This window comes from Ensifer adhaerens, from assembly GCF_000697965.2.
Taxonomy (GTDB): Bacteria; Pseudomonadota; Alphaproteobacteria; order Rhizobiales; family Rhizobiaceae; genus Ensifer; species Ensifer adhaerens.
On sequence record NZ_CP015880.1, the window covers coordinates 396059 to 413124 of the forward strand.

19 protein-coding genes and 1 tRNA gene are annotated in these 17066 nt (G+C 63.0%); 9 read left to right on the forward strand and 11 right to left on the reverse strand.

Features of this window, described 5'->3' with window-relative positions; all coding sequences use genetic code 11:
• Positions 1-26: 26 nt before the first annotated feature.
• Entirely contained in the window at positions 27-350 is a 324-nt protein-coding gene (locus tag FA04_RS01830) for a hypothetical protein (RefSeq protein WP_034800858.1), read from the forward strand.
• A 61-nt stretch (positions 351-411) separates the two neighbouring features.
• Positions 412-609: a CsbD family protein gene (locus tag FA04_RS01835; RefSeq protein WP_034800861.1), complete on the forward strand. Its 198-nt coding sequence runs from the start codon at positions 412-414 to the stop codon at positions 607-609.
• Between the two features lie 106 nt (positions 610-715).
• Here FA04_RS01835 and FA04_RS01840 read toward each other — a convergent pair whose 3' ends face one another.
• Positions 716-910 carry a hypothetical protein gene (locus tag FA04_RS01840; RefSeq protein WP_034801404.1) on the reverse strand — a complete coding sequence of 65 codons (195 nt, stop codon included), beginning with the start codon at positions 908-910 and terminating at the stop codon, positions 716-718.
• A 224-nt stretch (positions 911-1134) separates the two neighbouring features.
• Here FA04_RS01840 and FA04_RS01845 point away from each other — a divergent pair, with 224 nt between their 5' ends.
• From FA04_RS01845 to FA04_RS01855, 3 genes are all read left to right on the forward strand, one after another.
• Entirely contained in the window at positions 1135-1299 is a 165-nt protein-coding gene (locus tag FA04_RS01845; RefSeq protein ID WP_034800864.1) for a DUF1328 domain-containing protein, read from the forward strand.
• 155 nt (positions 1300-1454) lie between these two features.
• Entirely contained in the window at positions 1455-1958 is a 504-nt protein-coding gene (locus FA04_RS01850) for a TIGR00645 family protein (RefSeq protein WP_082566270.1), read from the forward strand.
• A 63-nt stretch (positions 1959-2021) separates the two neighbouring features.
• Positions 2022-3275, forward strand: coding sequence for an NAD(P)/FAD-dependent oxidoreductase (locus FA04_RS01855; protein WP_034800866.1), 1254 nt, complete (start codon positions 2022-2024; stop codon positions 3273-3275).
• Between the two features lie 74 nt (positions 3276-3349).
• Here the strand turns inward: FA04_RS01855 and FA04_RS01860 are convergent, their stop codons facing one another.
• Positions 3350-4144: a 3-oxoacyl-ACP reductase family protein gene (locus FA04_RS01860; RefSeq protein ID WP_082566269.1), complete on the reverse strand. Its 795-nt coding sequence runs from the start codon at positions 4142-4144 to the stop codon at positions 3350-3352.
• A gap of 51 nt (positions 4145-4195) precedes the next feature.
• Between FA04_RS01860 and FA04_RS01865 the strand changes: the two genes are divergently transcribed.
• Complete coding sequence (locus tag FA04_RS01865; protein ID WP_034800870.1) at positions 4196-4813, forward strand: TetR/AcrR family transcriptional regulator; 618 nt, start codon at positions 4196-4198, stop codon at positions 4811-4813.
• Between the two features lie 127 nt (positions 4814-4940).
• On the opposite strand, the gene FA04_RS01870 is transcribed toward FA04_RS01865, so the two are convergent.
• Complete coding sequence (locus FA04_RS01870) at positions 4941-5357, reverse strand: hypothetical protein (RefSeq protein WP_051659567.1); 417 nt, start codon at positions 5355-5357, stop codon at positions 4941-4943.
• A 261-nt stretch (positions 5358-5618) separates the two neighbouring features.
• Here FA04_RS01870 and FA04_RS01875 point away from each other — a divergent pair, with 261 nt between their 5' ends.
• Positions 5619-6758 (forward strand): fumarylacetoacetate hydrolase family protein, encoded by a 1140-nt coding sequence (locus FA04_RS01875; protein WP_034800872.1) that lies wholly within the window; start codon positions 5619-5621, stop codon positions 6756-6758.
• 36 nt (positions 6759-6794) lie between these two features.
• On the opposite strand, the gene FA04_RS01880 is transcribed toward FA04_RS01875, so the two are convergent.
• The 8 genes from FA04_RS01880 to FA04_RS01915 all read right to left on the reverse strand — a co-directional run bounded on the left by FA04_RS01880 (position 6795) and on the right by FA04_RS01915 (position 14424).
• The gene (locus FA04_RS01880; RefSeq protein ID WP_034800874.1) at positions 6795-7043 is read right to left on the reverse strand and encodes a hypothetical protein; all 249 of its coding nucleotides are present in this window, start codon (positions 7041-7043) and stop codon (positions 6795-6797) included.
• A gap of 126 nt (positions 7044-7169) precedes the next feature.
• On the reverse strand, positions 7170-7433 hold the full coding sequence (locus tag FA04_RS01885; RefSeq protein WP_034800877.1) for a hypothetical protein: 264 nt from the start codon (positions 7431-7433) through the stop codon (positions 7170-7172).
• Between the two features lie 24 nt (positions 7434-7457).
• Positions 7458-7946 carry a hypothetical protein gene (locus FA04_RS01890; RefSeq protein ID WP_034800879.1) on the reverse strand — a complete coding sequence of 163 codons (489 nt, stop codon included), beginning with the start codon at positions 7944-7946 and terminating at the stop codon, positions 7458-7460.
• Between the two features lie 17 nt (positions 7947-7963).
• Entirely contained in the window at positions 7964-9175 is a 1212-nt protein-coding gene (locus FA04_RS01895; RefSeq protein ID WP_034800881.1) for a gluzincin family metallopeptidase, read from the reverse strand.
• A gap of 62 nt (positions 9176-9237) precedes the next feature.
• Complete coding sequence (locus tag FA04_RS01900) at positions 9238-9996, reverse strand: TfuA-like protein (RefSeq protein WP_034800884.1); 759 nt, start codon at positions 9994-9996, stop codon at positions 9238-9240.
• The gene (locus tag FA04_RS01905) at positions 9986-11152 is read right to left on the reverse strand and encodes a YcaO-like family protein (RefSeq protein WP_034800886.1); all 1167 of its coding nucleotides are present in this window, start codon (positions 11150-11152) and stop codon (positions 9986-9988) included. Before FA04_RS01905 ends, FA04_RS01900 begins: the two co-directional genes overlap by 11 nt.
• Before the next feature lie 6 nt (positions 11153-11158).
• Positions 11159-14137: an ATP-binding protein gene (locus FA04_RS01910; protein WP_034800888.1), complete on the reverse strand. Its 2979-nt coding sequence runs from the start codon at positions 14135-14137 to the stop codon at positions 11159-11161.
• Between the two features lie 213 nt (positions 14138-14350).
• Positions 14351-14424: transfer RNA gene (locus FA04_RS01915), tRNA-Gln, on the reverse strand.
• 317 nt (positions 14425-14741) lie between these two features.
• Between FA04_RS01915 and FA04_RS01920 the strand changes: the two genes are divergently transcribed.
• Together FA04_RS01920 and FA04_RS01925 are read left to right on the forward strand one after the other, a co-directional pair.
• A complete protein-coding gene (locus FA04_RS01920; RefSeq protein ID WP_034800890.1) occupies positions 14742-16331 on the forward strand; it encodes a Ppx/GppA phosphatase family protein in 1590 nt (529 codons plus the stop codon).
• Entirely contained in the window at positions 16328-17065 is a 738-nt protein-coding gene (locus FA04_RS01925; protein WP_034800892.1) for an RlmE family RNA methyltransferase, read from the forward strand. The genes FA04_RS01920 and FA04_RS01925 overlap by 4 nt, the downstream gene beginning before the upstream one ends.
• Position 17066: the final 1 nt, after the last annotated feature.

Below are 17066 nucleotides of genomic sequence, written 5' to 3' on the forward strand. Positions count from 1 at the left end.
GGAGTTTGACGCAAGGGAGCATGCGAATGGAACACATTGCCGCCATCATGGTCCTGGTCGGCTGCATGCAGACGACAGAGGCCTGCCGCGAAGTGCCGGCGCCCACCGTGGCTTTCGAGACCGTAGACGAATGCCGCGAACTGCTTTCGCCTGCGATCGAGGCGACATCGACGAGCTTCAAGCACGCTTATGGCGCCTGCGCGGAAGTCGATCCGGCGCTGTTCGTAGAAGACGCGACCATCGAGTGGCAGGTGAAGGCGCCTGGCCGTCTGCAGGTCGAGGTCAAGGTCGATGACGGCAGCTATGCCGTTGCCGCGCGAAGCGAAAGCGGCGCCAAGGCTCGTAACTGATTTCACCGGTAGCTCTTGGGCAATTGCGCTAGGGCGACTGCATCAACCGAAAGGATCGGAAATGAACTGGGACATTGTTGAAGGCAAATGGCACGAGTTGAAGGGTAAGGCTCAGTCGCAGTGGGGTAAGCTCACCAACGACGACCTCGATATCATCGATGGTCGCAGGGAAGAACTCGCCGGGCGGATCCAGGCGCGATACGGCGTTGCACGTGACGAGGCGGAGCGGCAGATCGACGAATGGATGTCGCGCCGCTAGGCGGTTCGCGGGAAGCAGTCAGTCTTGCTTCCCCGGAAGAACGACGCCAAGACAAAAGCCGCGCGACACCTGTCGCGCGGCTTTTTGTTTGTCATGCGCATCGCGCTTATTTCTTCTTTGCCTTGGCCTCTCGCCTGCGAAGTTCTTCAAGCAGAGACTGAAGCTTGGCGCTTTGTTTTTCGCCGTCCGTGTACAGGTCGCGCATCGTCTTTCCGATGTGAAGATTTCTATCGGAGAGATGCGTCCGCTCCCGTCCGGCTTCGGTCGCCGTTTTCCAGATATGTGCTGTCGGCATCTTCATTTCGACCCTGCGTTCCATGGATGAAGAACGTCAGAGTATTGCGAAGGTTCCGGGCATTTCCGGTGCAAACCGTGCCGATTTGGGACTCTTTCGTCTTTCATCGTAAACAGAATATTAATGTCGAGTGACGCCACGGAATTCCGCGCGCCGATTTTGATCGAGAACTGGAACAAATTGAAAGCTATCGCGTTTGCATTGCAGTGATTTAGGCAAGGAGAATTGCTATGTTATACTACGCGCTTGTCTTCCTCGTTGTGGCAATCATAGCGGGTGTACTTGGGTTTGGGGGTATTGCCGGCACGTCCGCGGGCATCGCGCAGATCCTCTTCTTCCTTTTCCTGGTCTTTCTGGTGATTTCGCTCGTTGCCGGCCTGGTGCGCCGCGGCTGAGCGGCCCTATTTGAGTTGTTAGGCATAAACAGGAAACGGGCGGCGTCACAGCCGCCCTCGATGTGTTTGGTGGCCGAATCGTCTTGCTTGCCCTTGCTGGTCCGCTTGGCTATTGATGCCCCAATTGTCGTTTTCGCCCCGGGGTATCGAACATCATGAAATCGCTGGAACTGCTCGTCGAGCGGATCATCCTGTCCAGCCGCTGGCTTCTCGTCATCTTCTACCTTGGCCTGGTCGCGGCACTTGCCCTCTACGGCATCTCGTTCGCCTTCAAGCTGCTGAAGATCGCCAGCATGGTCTTCGTCTATGACGATGCGCAGATGATTCTGGCGATGCTCGGCCTGATCGATGCAGCGCTCGTGGCCAGCCTGATCGTGATGGTGATGATTTCCGGTTACGAGAACTTCGTCAGCCGCTTCGACGAAGGCGATGCGGAGGTCTCCTTCCTCGGCAAGCTCGATTCCGGCAGCCTGAAGATCAAGGTTGCGTCGTCGATCGTGGCCATTTCCTCGATCCACCTGCTGCAGATCTTCTTAAACGCGCAGCAATATTCGAGCGAGCAGTTGATGTGGGCGACGATCATACATCTGGCCTTTGTCGTCTCGGCCGTACTGCTCGGCTATCTCGAGCAAATCATGAATGCGCTGAAGAAGAAGTGATATTGGTGCCGCGGCTTCAGCAAAGCCGCGGTTTGTCTTGATCGAGCAACGGGGCAGCCTGAGATGAAGACTGACGTAGTGGTTCTGGGCGCCGGCATCGTCGGCATTTCCACCGCCATCCATCTCGCCCGCCGCGGCAAGTCGGTGGTGCTGCTCGATCGTCGTGGCCCCGGCGAGGAAACCTCCTACGGCAACGCCGGCCTGATCCAGCGCGAAGGCGTCTTTCCATACGGCTTCCCGCATGATTTCGGCGCACTCTTCCGCTACGCGCTCAACAACACCATCGACGCCCATTACCATTTCCGCGCCCTTCCGGGCCTGGTGCCGTTCCTCGCCCGCTACTGGTGGCATTCCGGCTTTACCCAGCACCGGCGCATCGCCCAGCTCTATGCGCCGCTGATCGAGCATTCGATCACCGAACATCAGGATCTGATCGAGGCGTCCGGAGCCGGCGACCTCATCCGTAAGGACGGCTGGATGAAGGTGTTCCGCACCGAGAAGGAACGCGACGCCGCGTACAAGGAAGCGGAAAAGCTCTCGGCGGGCTTCGGCGTCAACCACCAGAAGCTTTCGACGAGCGAGCTGAAGACGCTGGAGCCGTCGATCAAGGCCGATCTCGTCGGCGGTCTGCGCTGGAGCGATCCCTGGTCGATCCGCGATCCGCACAGCCTCAACAAGGCCTATCTCGCCTACTTCCAGTCCCTGGGCGGACGGCTGATTTCCGGCGATGCGGCGACGACCGAACACGTACTCGAAGGTCCCGGTTGGCGCGTCGCCACCCCGGAAGGGCCGCTGGAAGCCCGCGAAGTCGTCGTGGCGCTCGGCCCCTGGGCCGATACGGTTACCCGCAAGCTCGGCTATCATTTCCCGCTGGCTGTGAAGCGTGGCTACCACATGCACTACGGCATGCAGGACGGCGCGCAGCTCAACAACTGGGTGCTCGATGCCGAAAAGGGCTACTTCCTGGCGCCGATGCTGCGCGGCATCCGTTTGACGACGGGTGCGGAATTTGCCTGGCGCGATGCGCCGAAGACGCCGGTGCAGCTGACGCGGGCCGAGCGGGTGGCGCGCGAATTCTTCCCGCTTGCCGAACGTCGCGACGAAGAACCCTGGATGGGCGCGCGTCCCTGCACGCCGGATATGATGCCGCTTATCGGCAAGGCGCCGCGTCACGAGGGCCTGTGGTTTGCCTTCGGCCATGCCCATCACGGCATGACGCTTGGGCCGGTCACCGGTCGGGCGCTGGCGGAAGCCATGACCGGCGAAAAGACGGTCATCGACATCGCGCCCTACCGGCCGGAGCGTTTCCTGGCCTGACACGGTCCGAAGCCATAGCATCACGAAGTAGGAAAAGGCCGGACGCTGCGTTTCCGGCCTTGTTCCTTGCCTGATCAGGCGTTGGTGCCGCCGTCGATGGTGAATTCGGCGCCCGTTACGCTGCGGCCGTCAGGCCCCGCCAGCCAGGCGACGACGCCTGCTACGTCGCTCGCCTCGTTGAAACGCGGGATCGCCATCAGTCCGCGCTGCGGGCCGGCATGTTCGCCGTTGGCCGGGTTCATGTCCGTGTCGGTCGAGCCAGGATGGACGATGTTGACGGTGATGCCCTTCGGCCCGAGATCGCGCGCCACCGCTTTGGTGAAGCCAATCAGCGCGCTCTTGCTCAGCACATAAAGGCTCATGCCCGGCCATGGGACGCGGGCGGCGAGGTTGCTGCCGATGTTGATGACGCGCCCGCCATCCGGCATGTGCGCCGAAGCGGCGCGCGTGGCGAGAAACACCGCCTTCACATTGACGTCGATCGTCCGGTCGAAATCCTCCTCAGTCACCTCGTCCACCGTTCCGGCGTCGAAGATGCCGGCATTGTTGACGAGGATATCGATGCGACCGTGTTTTTCCGCGACCGTCTTGACGGCGGCTTCAACCGCGCCCGGATCGCGGTTGTCCGCCTGGATCGCCAGTGCGCTGCCGCCATCCCCCGTGATCTCCGCCACGAGCGCCTCGGCCTTTTCTTTCGACTGGCTGTAGGTCACCGCCACGGTTGCGCCGTCGCTCGCCAGGCGCCTTGCGATCGCTGCACCGATGCCGCGGCTGCCGCCCGTCACCAGGGCCACCTTGTCTTTCAAACTCGTCACTGGTTTCTCCAAATCTGTAGTGATCGATACATATAAGGGGAAACGACTTGCCATCCGCTGTCAAGCGATTATGTATTGATCGATACAAAAAAAGGATCAGCCGAGATGAGCCGCGGGCGGCCACGCAATTTTTCGAGAGACGAGGCGCTTGCAAGCGCCATGCAGCTCTTCTGGGACAAGGGCTATGACAATACCTCGCTGTCGGATCTGACTCGGGCCATGGGATTGAACCCGCCGAGCCTCTACGCTGCCTTCGGCAGCAAGGCGCAGCTCTTCATCGAGGCCGTGGACCTTTACGGCCGCACCGACGGTGCCGGCATCTGGGATGAACTGGAGACGGTTCCGACCGCAAAGGCGGCGGTGCACGACCTGTTGAGACGCACGGCCGAGAATTTTACACAGCGTGGCGAGCCGAGAGGCTGCATGGTGGTTCTGTCGGCACCGCAGATGGCGGGTGGTGATGCGGAGGTCTGTGACGCACTGAAGCTGCGTCGGCTGGAGAAGCAGATGGCTCTGGAGCAGCGTTTCGAGCGCGCAGTCGAGGAAGGCGAACTGCCTGTGGGTGTCGACTGCGCCGCGATTGCCGCCTACGTCGCCTCGCTGCAGCACGGCATGTCGATCCAGGCGCGCGACGGCGCCACGCGGGAAACCCTGGTCGCGATCGCCGACTGCGCCGCAGCCGGCTGGGACGCGATGATATCCGCAAACATCCGGCCGGACTGACGAACGACGTCTAACGGACACAGCCGATCCGTCATTCGGCCTCATGATTTTTGTTCAGGTGAACGACGACGCGAGGGCCGGAGATCAAAAGCCTCCGGCCCACCGGTTTGCGCGTGCTCCGTCCTGCTTACGGCGCCGGCTGCGTCATTTCGGGTGTCGTGCCAGGGGTCGAGTTCGGGCTAGCGCCCTGTGTTCCCTGCTGCGGCGTTGCTTCCGGGGCCGGCTGGGTCGTCGTTCCACCGGCGGGAGCCGTGCCCGTATCGGCCGGCGGTGTGGCCTGGCCCGTCGTTCCGGTTGCCGGCTGGTCGGTGGTCGACGGCGGCGCTACCGTGTTGGCGGTGTCGCGGCTCAGTTCGGCCGGCAGCCAGGCGATCAACGCCAGCACCAAGCCGGCGAGCAGGATGATGATGATTGGCCAGCTGCTGCGTCTGGGGGGCTCGACAGGTACGTCGCTGAGGTGCGTTTGCGCAGTGGGTTGGGGCAGCGGCTGCCCAGTCACGGGGTCGATGACCGGCTTTTCCTTGAACTCTTCGTGCTGGTTCATTGCGTTGATCCTTTCTTGATCTCCTCGTGGCCTCGGCCGGCTGCTCCTGAACCTTCCCGGGGCAGCGGTGGGCGCCGGATTTCGTGCGCTCGCGAGACAGAGCGGCGGGGCGCGCTCGGATCGGCGCGCCGTAACCGTAAACGCGTGAAAATTTGCAATGTTCCGACCGCTACAACCCAAGGGACGTTCGATCGTCGTCGCCCGCTTTACAGCGGAGGTTTCCGCTGCATGATGGTAGCGCTCACGGGAGGGTAGAACGGCATGGCGGATCCGGTATTTCAAAATGGCACCTTTGTCGGTCGCGCCTGGCGAGCCGATGTCGGCGGCCCGTCGGTAGTTGTGATCCGTGACGGCGCGCTCTTCGACATCACCTCGAAGGCAGCGCCCACCATGCGCGACCTCCTCGAACACCCGGATCCCGTTGCGCACGTCCGCTCCACCCAGGGCGAGCGGCTTGTCGCGCTCGAGGATTGCCTCGGACAGAAGGCGGATCCGTCCGCCCTGCATCTCCTTGCGCCCTGCGATCTGCAGGCGGTGAAGGCCTGTGGTGTCACCTTCGCGCGCTCGATGATCGAGCGCGTCATCGAGGAGCGGGCGGCGGGCGATGCGTCGCGCGCCGAAACGATCCGCGCCCGCGTCACAGCCGTCATCGGCGACAGTCTGCGAAACCTGAAGCCCGGTTCGCCGGAGGCGGCCCGCGTCAAGGCAGCCCTCATCGAAGAGGGCGTCTGGTCGCAGTATCTGGAGGTCGGCATCGGCCCGGACGCGGAGGTCTTCACCAAGGCGCAGGTTCTCTCGGCGGTCGGCCCGGGCGCCGATGTCGGCCTGCACCCGGCCTCACGCTGGAACAATCCGGAGCCGGAGATCGTGCTTGCGGTTTCCTCGAGCGGCCAGGTGAGGGGTGCCACCCTCGGCAACGACGTCAACCTGCGCGACATCGAGGGGCGCTCGGCGCTGCTTCTCGGCAAGGCCAAGGACAACAACGCCTCATGCGCCGTCGGTCCCTTTATCCGCCTCTTCGATGAAACCTACGGGATCGACGATGTCCGCAAGGCCGAACTGACGCTCCTGGTCGAAGGCGAGGACGGCTACCGCCTGACCGGCCGCAGTTCGATGGCCGAAATCAGCCGCGACCCGCTCGACCTCGTCGCTCAGACGATTGGCCCGCACCACCAGTATCCTGATGGCCTGATGCTGTTCATGGGCACCCTCTTTGCGCCCGTCGAAGACCGCGACGAGCCCGGCCAGGGCTTCACCCACAAGCTCGGCGACGTGGTGACGATCGCCAGTGCCGAACTCGGGTCGCTGACCAACACGGTCAGGCTTTCGACCGAATGTGCGCCCTGGAGCTTTGGCGCAGCGGCGCTGATGCGCAATCTGGCAGGACGGCGGCTGCTGTAAGGAGCAAGCTCACGGCCGAACGCGTCTGCACGGTCACTATGTCATGTCCCGCATAACCCAGAGCGACCGACCCGCATGCGCAATGTCAGGCACGGCCCGTAGGCGCGCATCATCCCGGAGCCGTATGGCCTCCACCGTATCCATGGAAAAAACCCGCCCATCCGTCTCGTTGGCGTTTGGGGTAATCCACCAGCGCCGACCCTCCTGGCAAAGTCCGGCTTCCGGATGTTCCTGGATGTACTCGATCGCATAGGCTGCATCCGCTTTTCTATCGGTATCGAGCATGAGTCTTCCTCCGCCTGATCGTTTCGGGAGAGGTGTGATCATGCGCTTGTTTGGCCGAGGCCGCCAATGTCGACCTTAGCCACCTGATGAATAGCGTGCTGCTTTCGACCGAGTGCGTACCGACACCTACTTGGGGAAAGTGATTCCCTTACTTAGGTCCTCCAGATCGTACCTGTCGTCATGCGGCGTTCCGTTGATGTCCCCAGTGATCCTCACGTCTGCGATGCCGTTGTTTGTATCAGCCGAGAATTTGAGGCTTGTGTCCTTTTTGACGCTGCGCCCGACGATAGGTTCCAACTTGTCGTCCACGCAGTAGCTGCCGGGCAATTCGTCTATCATCGTTAAATTGTTGCAGTCCTGCTTAAATTTCACGGTTGAGGTGATCGACATGACATTCTCCGTTAGAGAGTCCGGCTAGTCGCGGTTTAGTCGGCGGTCGCGATGCGCCATCGATTGGGTGATCGCATATGAGGTCGGCGACCGCTTTCCGGGCAGGTTCGCGTCTAGAATGAGCGTCTGCGCATCGCCAAAGCTAGTCGCGATTTCAATCAACTCTGTCGATGCCCGAATGCGCCACATTTGATAGGATGCACCTGCGATCGAATCGAAGCCGCAACCGACCGCTGCTTCGGCCTTCGGGCCTGTCACGATGAAGATTCGATGGGAATCCAGCCTGTAGCAATGCCCGTCGAATGCGTAGCCGTAGGCCAAGACGATAGAGTAGTCGCCCGCCTTGAGGCCGCCACCGTCCTTAAACAGTTGGACCCGAAGCTCGGTACTATGGCCTTCACCGATATCGAACCTGCCATAGTCATCGTTTGCGTTGAGCTTGACGCCGTAGAGAACAAGCTCGTCCGCTTTGTATCTGCCAGTTGCCGGTGCCGGTACATGTTCGTAGTCCATCTCGTTCTCCCTCTGTTTCACCAAAGAATTTCGCGCCATCGCATGCAATCTTCAAACTGTTCGACATAGGCTCGACCACGTCCCCGATCGGCGGCCGTCAAAAAGGCTTCCGCTGCCGCTTCGAAGGTGACGTCGTCGGGTTCCAGAAACCGCCAGGAGCGAACGACGCTCTCGCCGACGATGTCTCGCGCCTCTTCTAGGGCAGCCTTGCTGGCAAAGTGCTTCAGCTCGTAGTCCGCTCTTGATGGGCGCAACGTCGCTTCGATGAGCTCTGGCGCCAGTTGCTGGCGCAGGTTGCCGAACTGGCGAGGATCGAGGTCGGACAGTCCTCGCTCGAAGAGCAGTGTCTGATAGACCTCGACCAAGCAGTCGAAGAGCCCTCCGGCAAATGGCTTGGAATGATCGTGCACTTCATGGCTGACGTCGCCCGCGCGCAGCGAATTGTTGAAGGTGCGGATCTGCCTTTCGTCGCTGAGCTCGGCGAAGCGATCGAGTTCGTTGTTGATCAAAAGGTTGCCGCCGGTGCGGCGCAGGATGCGATCCGCGGCTGTATCGAAATGCAGCAAGCCGAGCAGCGATGCGAAGTCGGCGACCGCTTCGTGATAGGCAAAAAACTCGCTGCCGGCGCCGTCGCCCTCAAGCAGGCCCAGTTCGCTGAGAAGGATCAGGTGGCCCATCTCATGGGCGACGGAATCGAAATTGAGCGCGAATCGCGACGTCACTCTCGCAGGTTCGCTTTCCCCGAATTCCACAAAGCCGAAGCCCGATTGTGCGTTGTCCCAGTCGGCAATGTGCGGAATGATCTCCAGCCGGCTCAGGGTCGGTTCGAAGAACCATCTGATTTCGCGCCCGACATAGCCCTCGAAGATATCCAGCACGCGCCGTGCGCAGGCAAAGCTGTGTGTCGCCAGAAAGGCAGGCGAGTCCGGCGTGATGTAATCGAAATGTCCGTCAGCGTCCGGTTCCACCGGCGGGCAGAGTGCGCCGGCATAGGGCGGCAGGATAGGGTAGGCATAGGGCCTCTTGGTTTCGAGCGGATCGGCGACATACATGCGCCGGTCGGACGGGCCGGCCGTAATCCCGCCTGCCGAAGGGGCGAGCCAGACCACCTCGGGTTTCTCGTAACCTGGAATGTATGGGGGTTGCGGAAAGACAAGAAAGCGCGTTCCGAGACGCGGTGAAGCGGCTCTGCCCGGGTCGGCGTCGGACGTGTGAGCGGCGGCATCCATGTTGGCCTCTCTCGCGGTTTCAATATCACCTGTGATTGTAAAATTCGATTAACTTGTTCGTACTAATCCGCTCGGAATATTTCATCGAGCAGCTCAGCGTATTGAAGATCGTATGCAAAAGCCTCGGTCATCTCGAACGCGTTGCTCTTGTCCGGGCCTTTGCGCCGAAGTTTAAAGGTGGAGATCGCCTTTAGTAGTTCGATTGCGTCAAGTTTCTTCTGTCTCGGTAATCCGATTGCGAGATGACGTCTTAATCGCTCAATATCAGGGTCGTTGTTATTATTCCTGACACTGTCGAGGATGGTGCTGTAGCTGCGCTCGGAATAATGAAGCGATCGTGCCGCCTGTTCGAGTGCAACGCGCAGTTCGTGTGTGATGATGCCCCTTCGTTCAGACTGTTTCAGTGTCAGTCTGATGTCAATGAGGGCTTCGGTGAGAGCTCTTGAACCCAGTTCGGGCGGCGCCATCGCCACAGCGACGTCGGCGTCGTCGGCAAGCCTCGTGCGCCGATACCAACGGTAGACGAAGCCATAGCCGATCATTCCTTCGTCGCTGAGTTCCGCCGCGCGGACGGCGCCCATGCTGGATGCGCCGCAGACATACACGCCCTTTGCCAAGGCCCAGAGGATCTCCTTATGCCGAACCGCCGGCCGCTGCGCAAACTCGCCATCGATGATCGCGATCACCGCTGGACGATGTTTCAGCACGGCGCGCACGACGTCCCCTTGCCCGGCTGGCGGAAGATAGGTCGCATCGAGCTGTGCTCGCGCCTCGGCGGCACTCAGCGTTGGTCCGAGGAAGACGATCGTTTCACTCCTCAATGCTCACCTCCAGGGGCGGGGCAACCACTCTGACCACATGCAGAGGGAGCGCTTCGTCCGAGAACAGGACCACGACGACGACCGCTTTGACACCAGCGGCGACCATCGCCTCGAGAATGGCCGGTAACGGGTTTTCGCCCCCGTGCGCAGGCTCATTTTCGGGAAAGGGCAGACCGCCGCGCGACAGGGTTTCGAACCAGGCGATCAGTTCGCTTCGTTCCGGTGGGGCGTAGAAGCGGCCAATCACGTCTTCCCGGGTCGCGGCGATGGCGCCGAGGCGCGACTGGCACGCCTCGAGAAGAGCCTTGGCAAGGGCGCGGTCATGATCGATGTCGCAGCCGAAGCCAGACGCCGGCAAGGGGGCCAGCGGAACCCGCGCCGGGTCTTCCATGACATGACACCAATAGGCGGGCAGGCCACTCGGGCTTGGTAACGCCCATACGCCCGCAGCCAGCCCCGCCTGGCGCAGCCGGCCAAGGATTTCGCCGGATTTGCCTCCGCCAATGGTGTCGACACCGATCTGGTAGCGGTCGAAGAAGTGCGGCCGCCGGGTGGCCAGATGATGCGCGTGGCGTTCGAGGATCTCAAGGCAGCCGTGAATCAGTGCCTGCTGCAGGCTCGTGCCTGCGGCAAGCCCGGTGGTGTTGCGTTGAAGCCAGTGCGGATGCGGAGAGGGGATGACGTAATTTGTGTCGACCGCCGCCAGCGGCACGGGCCGGAAAGAGCCGGAGATCAGATCCCAGCCTGAAATCCAGGCGAGATCGTTGCTGTCGGCCGGCGGCGTTGCAGCCGGATGGAGATGCGACCACATCCCGTCGGCATTCATGTCCGCAAGGCTGGCCCGCCACACGCGCTCCGCCGGTATGCGCTCCGATGCCCATCCTTCAAGCGATTCCATCAGGCCGGAGATGGCGGCTTGGGCATAGCTGAGGCCCTTGCCCTGATTGACCGAAACCGAGCGCGAGGCCGGGCGGACCACCTGCACGACCGGTATGCCGATCCGATCGAGCCCGGTTACCGATCCGAGGCGGGTGATCCCGAAATCCCGTCGGAGGGCGAGAATTTTCTCCACGGTTTGCCAGGTGTCGGGAGGGGCTGGGGAGGGGGCGTTCAGCACGCCCTCGAGCGATCGGTCCTGGAACGAAACGCTCGCCATCGCCGACTAGCCGAAGTGATGTCGCAAATCGTGCCCGGCGCGCTTGGCCAGCCATTCGGCGCCCTGCGTCTCGGCCGATTGCAAGGCATATCGCAGGTCGCGCCGTGCCCGCGCAGGAGCGTCGCCGAGCGCCAGCCGCAGATGCGCCCTTCGCCGGTAGAGCTCCGCAAGCCAGAACCATTGGCCGCTCTTGCGGCCAAGCGCGATGGCGTTCTCGATCGGGACGACCGCCGCTCCGGGATCTCCCATGCGTTCCAGGATCTCGGAGTGCATGTCGCTGTGGATCGACAGATTGTCGTCGGTCCCCGTGAGCTTTTGGAGGCGCAGCCCTTCCTCGAAGCGCGCAGCGCCCCGCTCCGGTGACGAGGCCATGGCTTCCGCCCAGCCGCAGTACATATTGGCGCGCGCCTGGCTCGCCACCAGGCCATTTTCGTCGGCGAGCGCCAGCATGCGTTCGCCGAGGCTGTGCACGTCTTCATATCGCTGCTGGCAGCGACGCAACACGATTCCGTAGTAGAGCGCATGCACCATGCTGCCGACATGCTCCGTCCTGTCGGCCCACTCCAGGCATTGCCGGATGGCCGCCTCGCTCGGTTCGTGTGCGTCCGTCAGAAGGTAGGACAAGGCGCTTTCGCCAAGGCCGCAGACCTTGGCGTCGTGGCCGCCGTAGAAGGCGCGATTGCGAAGCGCCCGTTCCGCGTCATATAGGGCGATGCCCTTGCCGACGCAGTCCAGGCAGTAGTCGTGATGGCCTGCATGGAAGCTCGTCGCCCAGCCGCAATGATAAGCTTGAAGCCGCGTTTCGGGATCCCGGGCGCCCTCCATGTCGCTCACCAGCACGCGCGCCCGCGATTGTTGCAGAGAAATGTTCGGAGCGGTGAACCACCAGCCCCAATAAAGCGGCAGGCGCTCTTCGCGGTTGGCGGAGCCGTCGCGCTTGAGCAGTGAAATGGCGCGCGCGTAGGTCCGGCGGGCCAGTTGCGACCCTTCGCCCTCGAGCGCCGTCGCCACGACGCCCTGAAGCTGCAGCAGGTCCAGCAGGAACGGACGGCGATCCACGTGCCGCCGCATCGCCGCAATCTCGCGGGCGCAAAGATCGAGCGACTGGCGGGCCTCGCGCATCGCCGATCGCAGGACGCACGCCTCCGCCGCCTTCATTGCAAATTGCGCCGCCTGGAGATGGAGGCCAGCTTCGGCGCATTGCCAGGCGGCCACGGCTGGCGGCACGCTCGGCACGTCCTCCTCGCTTAGCAATTGGGCGATGCGTTTGTGGAACCTGCGCCGGTCGGTGCGAAGCAGGCTGCCATAGGTCGCCTCGTGCTGCAGCACGTGGCGGAACTGGAAGGCGTCGTTGGATGTGGCGCCTTGTTCGATCACGCCATGCGCGACGAGTGCGGCAAGGTCCGCTTCGAGCGAGGCTGCCGCTGCGCCATCGAGCAGCCGATTGAGCAGGCTGACGCTGAACTCCCTGCCGATGACGCTTGCCAGTTGGGCAACGCGGCGCGCGCTTCCAACCTTCGCGAGCTTGACGGCTAGGAGATCGTTCAGCGACGAAACGCCTTCTTCGACGAGCAGCTTCGTCCAGCTGGCGGCGGCGGGCGCTACGGAATGCCGGCTGCGAAGCAGAAGCGCGAGTTCCTTGGCATAAAGCGGCAGTCCGTCGCATTGCTGCAGAATGAAGGACACCAGGCCTGCCGGTGGCGCGCCGCCCCATACGGAGGCGACCAGGCTCTTCATCGCCGCGGTTCCGAGGCCTTGGAGGGGCAGGCTTTCGGCGGCTGCAACCGCCGTCGGTCCACGCGAGGTCTGGACCACGAGAACCGGACGATGGCGAGCGTGGCTCACCAGGTGCTCGAGCATCGTCAGGGTCATGCTGTCGGCCCAGTGCACGTCCTCGATCACGATGAGCTTGGCCGCCTCGCCGGCGCACAGGATCTGCACGGCCGCCCGGATGACATCCTTTCGGAACGCCTCGCCGGAGAGATCGGCAACCTGGATATTGCCGGCCTTGCGTCGCGAATCGCCGCCGGTAAACGTGGCGATCGCGCGCGCCGCGCGCTCGTCGACGGGAAGCCCGATGCCGTGCAGGGCCTCCCGCAGCTGCGGTGCGTTGCCGCGCTGCAGGACATCCTTTCCCACGCTTGCTTCCAGAAAGCCGATCAGCGGCTGCATGGGCTCGCCGGTCATCCGTGCATCGCATTGCAGAAGAATATCGGCATCGTTTTCGCGCCCGAGCGAGCGGCGCAGTTCGGCGACGAGCCGGGACTTGCCGATACCGGCTTCACCGGTCACGGCGACCGATCTGCCAGTGCCGCTGCATGCGGCGTTCCACTCGATCGTGAGCCGCGCCAGCTCTTTCTCGCGCCCGCCCATCGGCGCGCCGCGCGCCGGGTTCGACCGGTCGCGGAGAGATCCAGGGCTTCTGGCAAGAGGCTGCCACAACGCCGACGGTTCAGAGAAGCCCTTGAGAGCGGCGTCGCGCAAGAAAGTATAGTCGAACCTGTTTCGGGTGAGCTGGTAGGTTGCCTCGGCAACAAGGACCGTATCAGGCTGCGCTTCCGCCTGAAGCCGCGCCGCCAGTATCGGTGCGGTGCCGACAATATCCTTGCCGTCGGAGGAGAGGACGACGACGCTGGTTGCGACGCCGACGCGCAACTTGAAGGGTACCGTGCGCGGGCGGTGGCTTTGCCGGGTCGCCATCTCAATGAGCTCCAGAGCCGCCTGGACGGCCATTTCGGCTGCGTCCTCGACCTGCGCCGGATAGCCGAAGTAGCCGCATCCGCCGTCGCCAAGCCGCCGGCTAAGATTGCCCCCATGGCGACGAATGATGTCTTCCGAACTGTTGTGGAGACTGGCGATGGAGCGGAGGTATTTCTCCGGGTCGTTGCTGAGCAACAGCTCGGTCGAACCGACGATATCGTAGAAAACCGCCGTCACCTGGCGCCTTTCGCCGCCGAGCTGAATTCGCGAATCGGACCCCTTCATTCTCGCCATCGCCCAACGTCAGCCGAGTTGACCACATCCCACTCCATTTGCCACGCATAGGCAAGCGACCATGGGGCAGAATATCCTAATATTCCTACCTCAGAGGTGACGGAGCTTACGGTGGGCAGGGATTTCGGCGCCGTATCGGGCCGCCAATGGCGTCAAAGCGACATCCAGCGCGATCTGAAAATCAAGGATTTAAAGAGAGAAGATTGGCTGGGGAACCTGGATTCGAACCAGGACTAACGGAGTCAGAGTCCGTGGGTCTACCGTTAACCTATTCCCCAAAGCCGCCGTCGGAGCGAAGCCCGTCGGTGTGGTTGGCGGGCTTATAAACAAATCGACGGCTGATGCAAATACCTTTTGCAAAAAAAATCGCGGCTGAAGTGAGATCGCAGCCATCGAGGGGGACCGGAACAGGGGCCCAGGTGCTCAACCCGGTGTGTTTGCTGGGTTCGGGCGCCCGACGCCTTTGTTGTGCACAAGCCGGTTCTCAAAAAAAGTTTGGCGAATGGGGGTTGCGCTGGTACAGTCGCGCCAACGAAAAATCGAGAGAGCGCCTTGAGCGGCCCTAAGGCCTTGCGCGGCGCCATGGTTGAAACAAGTGAAAGACCCCGATCACGGCGATAAGCCGTCCGAATCCGGGGCGTCGGCAGCAGGCCGCAGTGATGGATCGAAGCTCGGTCCGCGCAACGGCAAGGGCAAGCGTAAACGACGCAAGTCGTCTGCTTCGCCGTCTGCAATTGCCAGCCAGTCCGGCGCAGCCGGTTTGGCAGGGCGTCCCGCAGGAGAGAACGAAACGGAGCCGGCGCGCAAGCGCAAGCGGCGGCGTCGTTCGAAATCAGCAAAACAGCAGGCGCAGGCCGGATCCGCGTCGCAAAGCAGCGGCGTTCAGGTCGTCGATGCGTCGCTTGGCGAACGCAAGGGCCACAAGCGCAGCAAGAAGGCCAAGCACCGCCGCGGGCTCCAGGGGCGCCCGCTGACGAGCGGCGAGCGCCAGCCGGCGCAGCAGCGTGGCGCCGATGGCGGCGGCAATGCGCGGCAGACTTCTGCCGCCGGCAGCGGTCAGGCGGGCGCACAGCCGCGTTCGGGCAATCGCGGCGAACAACCGCGTGCACCCTATATCGCTGCTAGCGAACCGCCCGCGCCGCTCTATGCCGCACTTGATCTCGGCACCAACAATTGCCGTCTGTTGATCGCTCAGCCGACCCGTCCCGGCCAGTTCCGGGTGGTCGACGCCTTCTCGCGCATCGTCCGTCTCGGCGAAGGGCTCGGTGCCAGCGGCCGGCTGTCGGACGAGGCGATGGAGCGTGCCGTCGAGGCGCTGAAGATCTGCGCGTCGAAGCTCGGCGCCCGTACCATCCGCCGAAGCCGCCTGATTGCGACAGAGGCTGCCCGCGCGGCTGAAAACGGTGAAAGCTTCCTTGAGCGGGTTGCGAGCGAAACCGGTCTCGATCTCGAGATCATCAACCGCGAAACCGAGGCACGGCTTGCCGTTTCCGGCTGCTCGTCGCTGGTGGATCGCGAGACGCGCTCGGTCGTGCTCTTCGATATCGGCGGCGGCTCGTCCGAGATCGCCGTCATCCGCATCGGTGATTCGCGCTCGAACCGGCTCGCCAACCACATCACCCACTGGACTTCGCTGCCGGTCGGCGTCGTGACGCTTTCGGAGCGCCATGGCGGCCAGCATGTGACGCCGGCAAGCTTCGAGGCGATGGTGCAGGAAGTGGAAGGCATGCTTTCCCGCTTCGACAGCCCGCCTGTCGAAGCTCTGGCGAACGGCACGTCGGGCAGCGGTTTCCACCTGATCGGCACGTCAGGCACGGTGACGACGCTTGCCGGCGTGCATCTCGACTTGCCGCGCTATGATCGCCGCCGCGTCGATGGCCTGTGGCTGACGGACGACGAAGTCTCGGCCATGCAGGCGCGGCTTCTCTCCTGGGATTTCGACGCGCGCGCCGCCAATCCCTGCATCGGCCCTGATCGCGCCGATCTGGTGCTTGCCGGCTGCGCCATCCTCGAAGCGATCCGCCGGCGCTGGCCGTCGACCCGCATGCGGGTTGCCGATCGTGGCCTGCGCGAAGGCCTGCTCACCGATATGATGGCGGACGACGGCGCCTGGCGCCGCTCGCGGCCGCGCCGCCACCAGCGCGGTTCCAATGCCTCCGGCAGCCACGAAGGAAACAAACCATGACGAAACCCCCCGTCGGCGCCAACCGTAGCGGCCGCAAGCTTGGCCAGAAGGTCAAGAAGGGCAAGCTCAAGGCATCCTCCCGCCGCTGGATCGAGCGCCACATCAACGACCCCTATGTGCAGCGGGCGCAGCTCGAGGGCTACCGCGCTCGCGCGGCGTTCAAGCTCCTGGAGATCGACGAGAAGCACAAGATCCTGAGCGGCGCGCGCCGCATCATCGACTTGGGCGCTGCCCCCGGCAGCTGGTCGCAGATTGCCGCCAAGGTCACCAACTCCACCGATACCGATCCGCGCGTTGCGGCGATCGACTTCCTCGAGGTCGACCCCCTTCCGGGCGTGCGCATTCTTCAGATGGACTTTCTCGATCCGGAAGCGCCGGGCAAGCTGATGGAAGCGATCGGCGGAACGCCTGATCTGGTGATCTCCGACATGGCGGCGCCGACGACCGGCCACCGCCAGACCGACCACCTGCGCACCATGCATCTGTGCGAGGTCGCGGCCTATTTCGCCGTCGACGTGCTGGCCAAGGGCGGGCACTTCCTGGCGAAGACCTTCCAGGGCGGCACCGAGCGCGAGCTGCTCAACATGCTCAAGCAGAATTTCCGTCAGGTCATCCATGTGAAGCCGGCCTCCTCGCGCGCCGAATCGGTCGAGATGTTCCTGCTTGCCAAGGATTTCAAGGGGCGCCAGCAGGCCGGCAGCGAAACGGAAACCGAAGACGAAGCGGCCAAATAAC

Coding starts and splice junctions, on each gene's coding strand:
- FA04_RS01875 (WP_034800872.1), top strand. CDS start 5,619: ATGGCGGATCCGGTATTTCAAAATGGCACCTTTGTCGGTCGCGCCTGG.
- FA04_RS01905 (WP_034800886.1), bottom strand. CDS start 11,152: ATGGCGAGCGTTTCGTTCCAGGACCGATCGCTCGAGGGCGTGCTGAAC.
- FA04_RS01885 (WP_034800877.1), bottom strand. CDS start 7,433: ATGTCGATCACCTCAACCGTGAAATTTAAGCAGGACTGCAACAATTTA.
- FA04_RS01840 (WP_034801404.1), bottom strand. CDS start 910: ATGAAGATGCCGACAGCACATATCTGGAAAACGGCGACCGAAGCCGGA.
- FA04_RS01890 (WP_034800879.1), bottom strand. CDS start 7,946: ATGGACTACGAACATGTACCGGCACCGGCAACTGGCAGATACAAAGCG.
- FA04_RS01925 (WP_034800892.1), top strand. CDS start 16,328: ATGACGAAACCCCCCGTCGGCGCCAACCGTAGCGGCCGCAAGCTTGGC.
- FA04_RS01835 (WP_034800861.1), top strand. CDS start 412: ATGAACTGGGACATTGTTGAAGGCAAATGGCACGAGTTGAAGGGTAAG.
- FA04_RS01870 (WP_051659567.1), bottom strand. CDS start 5,357: ATGAACCAGCACGAAGAGTTCAAGGAAAAGCCGGTCATCGACCCCGTG.
- FA04_RS01865 (WP_034800870.1), top strand. CDS start 4,196: ATGAGCCGCGGGCGGCCACGCAATTTTTCGAGAGACGAGGCGCTTGCA.
- FA04_RS01850 (WP_082566270.1), top strand. CDS start 1,455: ATGAAATCGCTGGAACTGCTCGTCGAGCGGATCATCCTGTCCAGCCGC.
- FA04_RS01855 (WP_034800866.1), top strand. CDS start 2,022: ATGAAGACTGACGTAGTGGTTCTGGGCGCCGGCATCGTCGGCATTTCC.
- FA04_RS01860 (WP_082566269.1), bottom strand. CDS start 4,144: ATGGCAAGTCGTTTCCCCTTATATGTATCGATCACTACAGATTTGGAG.
- FA04_RS01895 (WP_034800881.1), bottom strand. CDS start 9,175: ATGGATGCCGCCGCTCACACGTCCGACGCCGACCCGGGCAGAGCCGCT.
- FA04_RS01845 (WP_034800864.1), top strand. CDS start 1,135: ATGTTATACTACGCGCTTGTCTTCCTCGTTGTGGCAATCATAGCGGGT.
- FA04_RS01910 (WP_034800888.1), bottom strand. CDS start 14,137: ATGAAGGGGTCCGATTCGCGAATTCAGCTCGGCGGCGAAAGGCGCCAG.
- FA04_RS01830 (WP_034800858.1), top strand. CDS start 27: ATGGAACACATTGCCGCCATCATGGTCCTGGTCGGCTGCATGCAGACG.
- FA04_RS01880 (WP_034800874.1), bottom strand. CDS start 7,043: ATGCTCGATACCGATAGAAAAGCGGATGCAGCCTATGCGATCGAGTAC.